Below are 6,619 nucleotides of genomic sequence, written 5' to 3'. Positions count from 1 at the left end.
TCGAGTGCGCGAACCTCCGCAACCCCGCGGACGCCGCCCTCGCCCGCTCTCCGGAGGGGCAGCAGCGGTTCGCGGACGCGCTGGCGGCGGCGTTCGGGTAGTGGCCTCGGTGGCCCCGGCTGGCCGGCCTCCCGTTGGCTTGATCAGGGGCACGCGGGGCAGGTCGGGCGGCTGTCTGGCCTGCGTGGTGTGCCCCTCGTGACGGGCGCTCAGCGCGCCCCGACCGGCTGGCCGACCAGGTCCAGGACGGCGCGCAGTCCGCGCTCGCCCAGCCGGTGCTCCGCGGGCAGCACGAGGACGCGGCACCCGATCGCCACGGCCCCGCCGTCACGGCCCGGGTTGTCGCCCACCATGAGCGTCGCCCGCGGATCGGCCCCGAGCGACGCGCACGCCGCGCGGAACACAGTCGGGTCGGGCTTCTCGACGCCGAGCTCGCAGGACAGCGTCCACGACCCCACGAGGTGCTCGACCCCGGCCCGGCGGGCGTGGACGCGGATGTCCCACCCGATGTCCGACACCACTCCCACGGGCACCCCCCGCTCCGCCAGCGCCTCGAGCACCTCGGCGGTGTCCGGGTACGGAACCCAGGCGTCGGGTGCGCGCAGGACGTCGACGGCGGCGTCCTCGGCGCCGACGAGCGCCGGGACGCGGGAGAACCACGCGCGCATGGCGTCGCGGTGCGCGGCGTCGGAAAGGTCGCGGCCGTCCTGCGCGGCGACGACGTCGGGGCGGGCGGCGGCCGCGGCGACGTCGGCGAGCACGGCGTCGAGGTCGAGGTCCCGGCCGGTCGCCGTCGCGACCCGTGCGAGCCAGGTGCGGGCGTCGACCATGTGGAAGAGCGTGTTGGAGAAGTCGACGAGCACGGCGCCGACGGCCGGGACGGGACCGCGGCGCTCGTCGTCGGTCGGCTCGTAGGCGGTGGCGAGGTCGAACAGGGCGCGCACGACGATCAGTCTGCCGCCTCAGGGCCGCCGCGGTGCGGGGATCACCGCGCGGGGGGCGCGCCCGGCGACGACGAGGGCCGTCGCGTTGTCGTGGGTGCCACCGGCCCGGGCGGTGTCGACGAGGGTGCGCGCGAGCGCCGGGGCCGGGACGTGGGCGACGAGGCCGGCGAGGCGCGCGGGGTCGAGGCCGCGGTGGACGCCGTCGGTGGCCAGCACGAGCGCGGCTGGCGCGGACACCGCGGTGAGGCCGATCTCGGTGGCTCCGCGCACCGTCCGGACGCTGGTCGTGAGGACGTTCTCCAGGCGCGCGGCGACCGCCACGCCCGCCGCGCGCATCTCCGCCGCGACGGTGTGGTCGTGGGTCAGCGGGTGCAGGGCGCGGCCGTCGGCGGACCAGGCCCGGCAGTCGCCCACCCAGGCCACCGTCCACGTCGGGCTCGCCGTCCCGGCGGCCGGGCCGAGGGCCACGGTGAGGGCGGTATCGCCGGCGATCGCCCGCCCGGCGGCGAACAGCACGTCGCGGGCCGCGAGCACGGCCAGGTCGGCGCGGCCGTCGAGCGCCGCGATCCGTACCGCGTGGTCGGCCGCCGCTCGCGCGGCCAGTGCGGCCGCCGCCGTGTCGCCGACCCCGTCGGCCACCGCCACCGCGAGCCGCCCGTGGCGGCCCCGGAAGCCCGCCGCCGCGTCCGCCTGGTGGCGCCGCGGGCCCCGGGCCGAGGCCGACCACCAGGGGCTGCTCGCGGCGGGTACGTCCCCGCGCCGCTCCGCGACCGTCGCCACGCCCATCGCCCGACCTCCCCGTGCCCGCCGTCGCACTCCACCGTCCCGGCGGAGGCTGTGCGGCGCCTGAGCCGGCGGTGTGGGGTCCCGCACATCGGCGGACCGGCCGGGTCACCCGGCTCAGCCGTTCATGCTCCGGCGGATCTGTGCGAGGCGTTCCCGCGCGGCCTCGTCCCGGTCGGCCTCCTGCTGGGCCAGGGTGCGGCCCTCCGGGGTCTCGGCGTCCAGCTCGCCCCGGCCCAGGGCCGTCGCGGCGCGACCCTCGATACGGTCGCGGACGAAGTCGAAGGTCGGGACGCCCGCGTCGGTGTAGTCCGAGGTGGACGTCGGGGCGGCCGGCTCCGTCGGGGGGTCGGCCGCCGGCACGGCGGGCTCGGTGGACGCCGCCGGGTCGGGCTCGCTGCTCGTCATGCCCCCAGTGTCGCGGGCCACGACGCTCCGGGACAGGGGCCGGGAATTGAGCCGAGCACGCTCACGTTGCTGCAGTCAGAGGCCCGCAAGGTCGGGCCGCCTTCATCCGAGGAGGAACCACCATGAGCGCAGCACTGACCTTCTGGGGTCCCCGGTCCCCGTTCGCTCCCTTCGGCGCGGAGTTCCGCCGGTTCGCCACGCCGGCCCGTGCGGCCGAGTCCGCCTGGTACGTCCCGGCGGCCGACGTCGTGCGTGACGGCGACGACGCCGTCGTGCGCCTCGAGCTCCCCGGCGTGGACGTCGCCTCCGACGTCACCGTCGAGGTCGTCGGGCACCGGCTCGTCGTCCGCGGCGAGCGCCGTGACGAGCACACCGGCGAGGGCTTCCGCGAGACCCGCCACGGCTCGTTCCGCCGCAGCTTCTCGCTGCCGTCGCACGTCGCCCCGGAGGCCGTCAGCGCCTCCTACGACGCCGGCGTCCTGACGGTCCGCGTCTCCGGCGTGCACGCCGAGCCCGAGTCGCGGCGGATCACCATCAGCGGGGTCACCGCGTCCGACGAGGCCCCGGCCGCCGAGGGCACGGAGAGCACCGAGGACCACTCCGCCTGATCCGGGAGGACCTCCGGGTCCACCCCCCGACGCCCGCGGGACGCGGCGGCGGCCACCACCGGCCGCCGCGCCCGCGGGCGTCGTCGCGTCCGGGCCCCACTACCATCGCCCTTCGCTCGTCCGTTCGACCGCCGGAGATGGGGATGACCTCGCAGGGCCCACCCCCGGGTCGCCCGGGCCCCGTCTCGCCGGGCCCGGTGCCGTCCGGCCGGCCGATGCCGCCGCGGCCCCCGGTGGGGCCGTCCGGGCTTCCCGGGTCGTCCCCGCCGGCCGCCGGCCACGTCCCCGGCCCACCGCCGCGGCCGCCCGTCCGGTCGGCCTACGGCCCCCAGGGCCCGCGTCCGGCCCCGACGCCGCGCGCCCACCGCCGCTCGCGGCTCGCGGTGGCGGCCGTCGTGCTCGCCGTCCTGCTGCCGCCGGTCGGTCTCGTCGTCGGGATCGTCGCCCGGCACCGGATCACGCGCTCCACGGCCGCCCCCGACGAGCCGGTGCGGCTCACCGGCCGGGGTGCCGCCACGGCCGCCGTCGTCCTCGGGGTCCTCCTCACCCTCGCCGAGGCCGCGCTCGCCGTCGCGCTGTTCGTCGGGGTGCCGCCGAGCTGGCTGCCGTCCTCCGACCTCGCCGCGACCTCCGTGCAGAGCACCATCGAGAAGACGGTGCCGTTGCCGGCGGGCTCGGTGCGCTGCCCCGGGCCGTTGCCCGCCCGGGTCGGCGCGAGCATCACCTGCACCGGGACGCAGAACAACGCCCCGGTCACGCTGAAGGCCACCGTGAACGCCGTCGACGGCCGCGACGTCCGCTTCGACATCACCCGCCGGTGAGGGCCGCGCTCACCAGCGCCAGACCCGCTCCTCGCCCGCGCCCTGGCGCACGATCTCGGGCTCGGGACCGGAGAGGTCGACGACCGTCGTGGGCTCCTTGACCTGGTCGCCGGAGTCGAGGACGGCGTCGACCGCGTTCCCGACCCGCTCGGCCACGTCCCACCCCTCGGTCGGCGGCTCCGACTCGCCGGGGAACAGCAGCGTGCTCGAGAGCAGCGGTTCGCCGAGCTCGTCGAGCAGGTCCCGGACGACGGCGTTGTCGGGGATCCGGACGCCGACGGTGCGCTTGCGGGGGTGCGCGAGCCGGCGGGGGACCTCCTTCGACGCGGGCAGGATGAACGTGAACGGGCCCGGGGTCGCCGCCTTCACGGCACGGAAGACCGGGTTCGAGACCTCGACGAAGTGCCCGAGCTGGGCGAAGTCGCGGCACACGAGGGTGAAGTGGTGCCGGTCGTCGAGCCGGCGCAGCGTCTTGATCCGCTCCACGGCGTCCCGCGCGTCGATGCGGCAGCCCAGCGCGAAGCCGGAGTCCGTCGGGTAGACGATCAGGGCGTCCTCGCGCAACAGCCCCACCACCTGCCCGATGGTGCGGCGCTGGGGGTTCTGCGGGTGCACGTCGTAGTACCGGGCCACCCCGTCGAGGGTAGGCACCACGCGGGCAGACGTGTGCGTGCGCCCGATCGGGGTTATCCGTGACCGAATCGTGACTCGCAGTCCGGGGTCGGCGCGGCGTCGTCCCCGAGGAGCAGGAGGACACCATGGGCGCGCACTCGGCGGCCGGACACGGCTCCCGGCGCACGGTCACCGCGACCGCCGGCCTCGCGGCCGCGCTGGTGACGACGGCGGCGACCGGCCTGCTGACCGGCGGGACGGCGCTCGCCACCGACGGCTGGGACGGCACGGGTGGTCACGGCGGGTCGGGCCACTCCCACGGACACGGCCACTCGTCCCACACCCGCGGCGGCGCGGACCCCGACGCCGCGTCGGCGGCGGGCTCCGGCCTCGCCGCACAGGCGTGGTGTGACGTGCTGGGCGACGTCGACCTCGGCGACGACTCCTCCTGCACCTCCGACGACGGTTCCTCGGACGACGCCACGGCCTCGAGCGCCACGGCCTCGAGCGCGGCCGCCACGACCCCCGCCCCGGCGACCCCGGCGCCGACGCCGCGCCCGACGTCGTCGGTGCCGGACCACCCGACCATCCAGCCCATCGTGGCCCCGCCCTCCGGTCGGAAGGTCGTCCCGATCGCCACGGCCGGCTGATCACCGGGTGTCGGGCCGGTGATCACGGGTACCTCGGTTGCGGACAACCGATCCGCTCCGCCGGCGACCGCACGGACCTGTCGGACTTCCTGAGCTAACGACTGCTCACCCGCGGGTACCCGCTCCGCCATGAGCGTCGTCGACAACGCGGTCTACCGGTCCGGGCACCGGGAGGCCGAGCCGGATTCCCTCGACGGGGCCCTCGACCTGTTGCGCGACGAGGAGTCGCGGGACGGTCGGGCCCCGTCGGGCTCCGACTTCGCCTGGATCGGGCTGCTGCGCCCCGACGACGCCGAGATGGCGCGGCTGGCCCGCGACTTCTCGCTGCCCGCCCTCGCCGTCGAGGACGCGGTGACGGCGCACCAACGCCCGAAGCTGGAGCGCTACGACGACATCGAGTTCGTCGTGCTGCGCCCGGCCTGGTACGTCGACGAGGAGGAAGACGTCCAGGTGGGGGAGATCCACCTGTTCCTCGGGGCGGACTTCGTCGTCGCGATCCGCCACGCCGAACGTCCCGACCTCGCCGACGTGCGCCGACGCCTCGAGGCCGACCCCGACCTGCTCGCGATCGGCCCGCGGGCGGTCCTCTACGGCATCCTCGACCGCGTCGTCGACGACTACGCGCCGGTGATCACCGAGCTCCGCCGCGACATCGACCAGATCGAGAGCGAGGTGTTCGGGGGCGACCCCGACGTCTCGCAGCGCATCTACCGGCTCTCCCGCGAGGTCATCGAGTTCCAGCGCGCCACCGACCCGCTGCGCGGCATGCTGCACACCCTGCTCGCCGAGACCGACGACGAGTCCGACGCCGCGATCGTCGGGCTGCACCGCAACCTGCGCGACGTCGCCGACCATGTGGAGCAGGCGGTCGAGGCCGCCGACGGGTACCGCCAGCTCCTCGAGCGCCTGCTCACGGTGAACTCCTCACTGGTCGGGACCCGCCAGAACGAGGAGATGCGCCGGCTCTCCGAGACCAGCCTCAGCCAGGGCGAGGAGGTCAAGCGCATCTCCTCCTGGGCGGCGATCCTGTTCACCCCGTCGCTGATCGGCGCGATCTACGGGATGAACTTCGACGCCATGCCCGAGCTGCACTGGACCTACGGCTACCCCTTCGCGCTCGCGCTGATGGTCGTCGCCTCCCTGGTGCTCTACCTCGTCTTCAAGCGGCGCGGGTGGCTGTAGGCGGCTACGCGCCCGGAGCGCTCGGGACGGGCGGCTCCACCGGCAGTGCCTCGAGCCCGGCGTGGATCCCCTCGCCGAGCAGTCGGATCTCGTCCTCGGTGATGGTCAGCGGCGGCGACACGGCCACGCCCTTGCCCAGCCCGCGCACGAGCACCCCGGCCTCGCGGGCCCCGCGCAGCAGCGCGTTCGGCGCGTCGCGCACCGACGAGAGGACGTCCGGGGTGAGCTCCACGGCGGCGAGCAGCCCGGTCCCGGCGCGGACCTCGGCCACGTAGGGGTGCTCACGCAACGGCGCCAGCGCGGCCTCGAGGGCCCCCTCGAGCTCCTGCCCGCGGGGGATGAGCTGCTCGCGCTCGTACACGTCCAGCGTCGCGAGGCCGGCCGCGCAGCACGTCGGGTGCCCGGCGTAGGTCGGGCCGTGGCGCAGGGTGCGCTCGCCCGGCGTGGTCCACCAGGGCGCCGCCACCTCCGGCGACACCAGCACCCCGCCCAGGGGCAGGTAGCCCGACGTCACCCCCTTCGCGAAGGTCACCAGGTCGGGCTCCACCCCGTACCGCTCGATCCCGAACCAGGTGCCGAGCCGCCCGAACCCGCAGATCACGGCGTCGATC

General features: G+C 76.2%; 9 protein-coding genes. 4 read left to right on the top strand and 5 right to left on the bottom strand.

Going from position 1 to position 6,619, the window contains the following annotated elements:
• Positions 1-209: 209 nt before the first annotated feature.
• From AC0CYZ_RS05630 to AC0CYZ_RS05620, 3 genes are all read right to left on the bottom strand, one after another.
• Positions 210-944, bottom strand: coding sequence for an HAD family hydrolase (locus tag AC0CYZ_RS05630; protein ID WP_472213159.1), 735 nt, complete (start codon positions 942-944; stop codon positions 210-212).
• A gap of 18 nt (positions 945-962) precedes the next feature.
• Complete coding sequence (locus tag AC0CYZ_RS05625; RefSeq protein WP_472213157.1) at positions 963-1,730, bottom strand: PP2C family protein-serine/threonine phosphatase; 768 nt, start codon at positions 1,728-1,730, stop codon at positions 963-965.
• Between the two features lie 114 nt (positions 1,731-1,844).
• Positions 1,845-2,135, bottom strand: a complete 291-nt coding sequence (locus AC0CYZ_RS05620; RefSeq protein WP_472213155.1) for a hypothetical protein — start codon at positions 2,133-2,135, stop codon at positions 1,845-1,847.
• A gap of 122 nt (positions 2,136-2,257) precedes the next feature.
• On the opposite strand from AC0CYZ_RS05620, the gene AC0CYZ_RS05615 reads away from it, so the two are divergent.
• On the top strand, positions 2,258-2,743 hold the full coding sequence (locus tag AC0CYZ_RS05615; protein WP_472213153.1) for an Hsp20/alpha crystallin family protein: 486 nt from the start codon (positions 2,258-2,260) through the stop codon (positions 2,741-2,743).
• A gap of 143 nt (positions 2,744-2,886) precedes the next feature.
• Positions 2,887-3,564, top strand: coding sequence for a DUF4333 domain-containing protein (locus AC0CYZ_RS05610; RefSeq protein WP_472213151.1), 678 nt, complete (start codon positions 2,887-2,889; stop codon positions 3,562-3,564).
• Between the two features lie 9 nt (positions 3,565-3,573).
• Here AC0CYZ_RS05610 and AC0CYZ_RS05605 read toward each other — a convergent pair whose 3' ends face one another.
• Positions 3,574-4,197, bottom strand: coding sequence for an L-threonylcarbamoyladenylate synthase (locus tag AC0CYZ_RS05605; RefSeq protein WP_472213150.1), 624 nt, complete (start codon positions 4,195-4,197; stop codon positions 3,574-3,576).
• A 125-nt stretch (positions 4,198-4,322) separates the two neighbouring features.
• On the opposite strand from AC0CYZ_RS05605, the gene AC0CYZ_RS05600 reads away from it, so the two are divergent.
• Together AC0CYZ_RS05600 and corA are read left to right on the top strand one after the other, a co-directional pair.
• Entirely contained in the window at positions 4,323-4,826 is a 504-nt protein-coding gene (locus AC0CYZ_RS05600; protein WP_472213148.1) for a hypothetical protein, read from the top strand.
• A gap of 129 nt (positions 4,827-4,955) precedes the next feature.
• Entirely contained in the window at positions 4,956-6,008 is a 1,053-nt protein-coding gene (corA, locus tag AC0CYZ_RS05595; protein ID WP_472213147.1) for a magnesium/cobalt transporter CorA, read from the top strand.
• Between the two features lie 4 nt (positions 6,009-6,012).
• Here the strand turns inward: corA and AC0CYZ_RS05590 are convergent.
• Positions 6,013-6,619: aminotransferase class III-fold pyridoxal phosphate-dependent enzyme (locus AC0CYZ_RS05590; RefSeq protein WP_472213145.1), on the bottom strand; the 607-nt coding region annotated here is incomplete at its 5' end.

The organism is Actinomycetospora sp. (assembly GCF_055612215.1).
The sequence above is the reverse complement of the archived record's forward strand: the minus strand, read 5'-3'. Positions and strand labels throughout refer to the sequence as shown.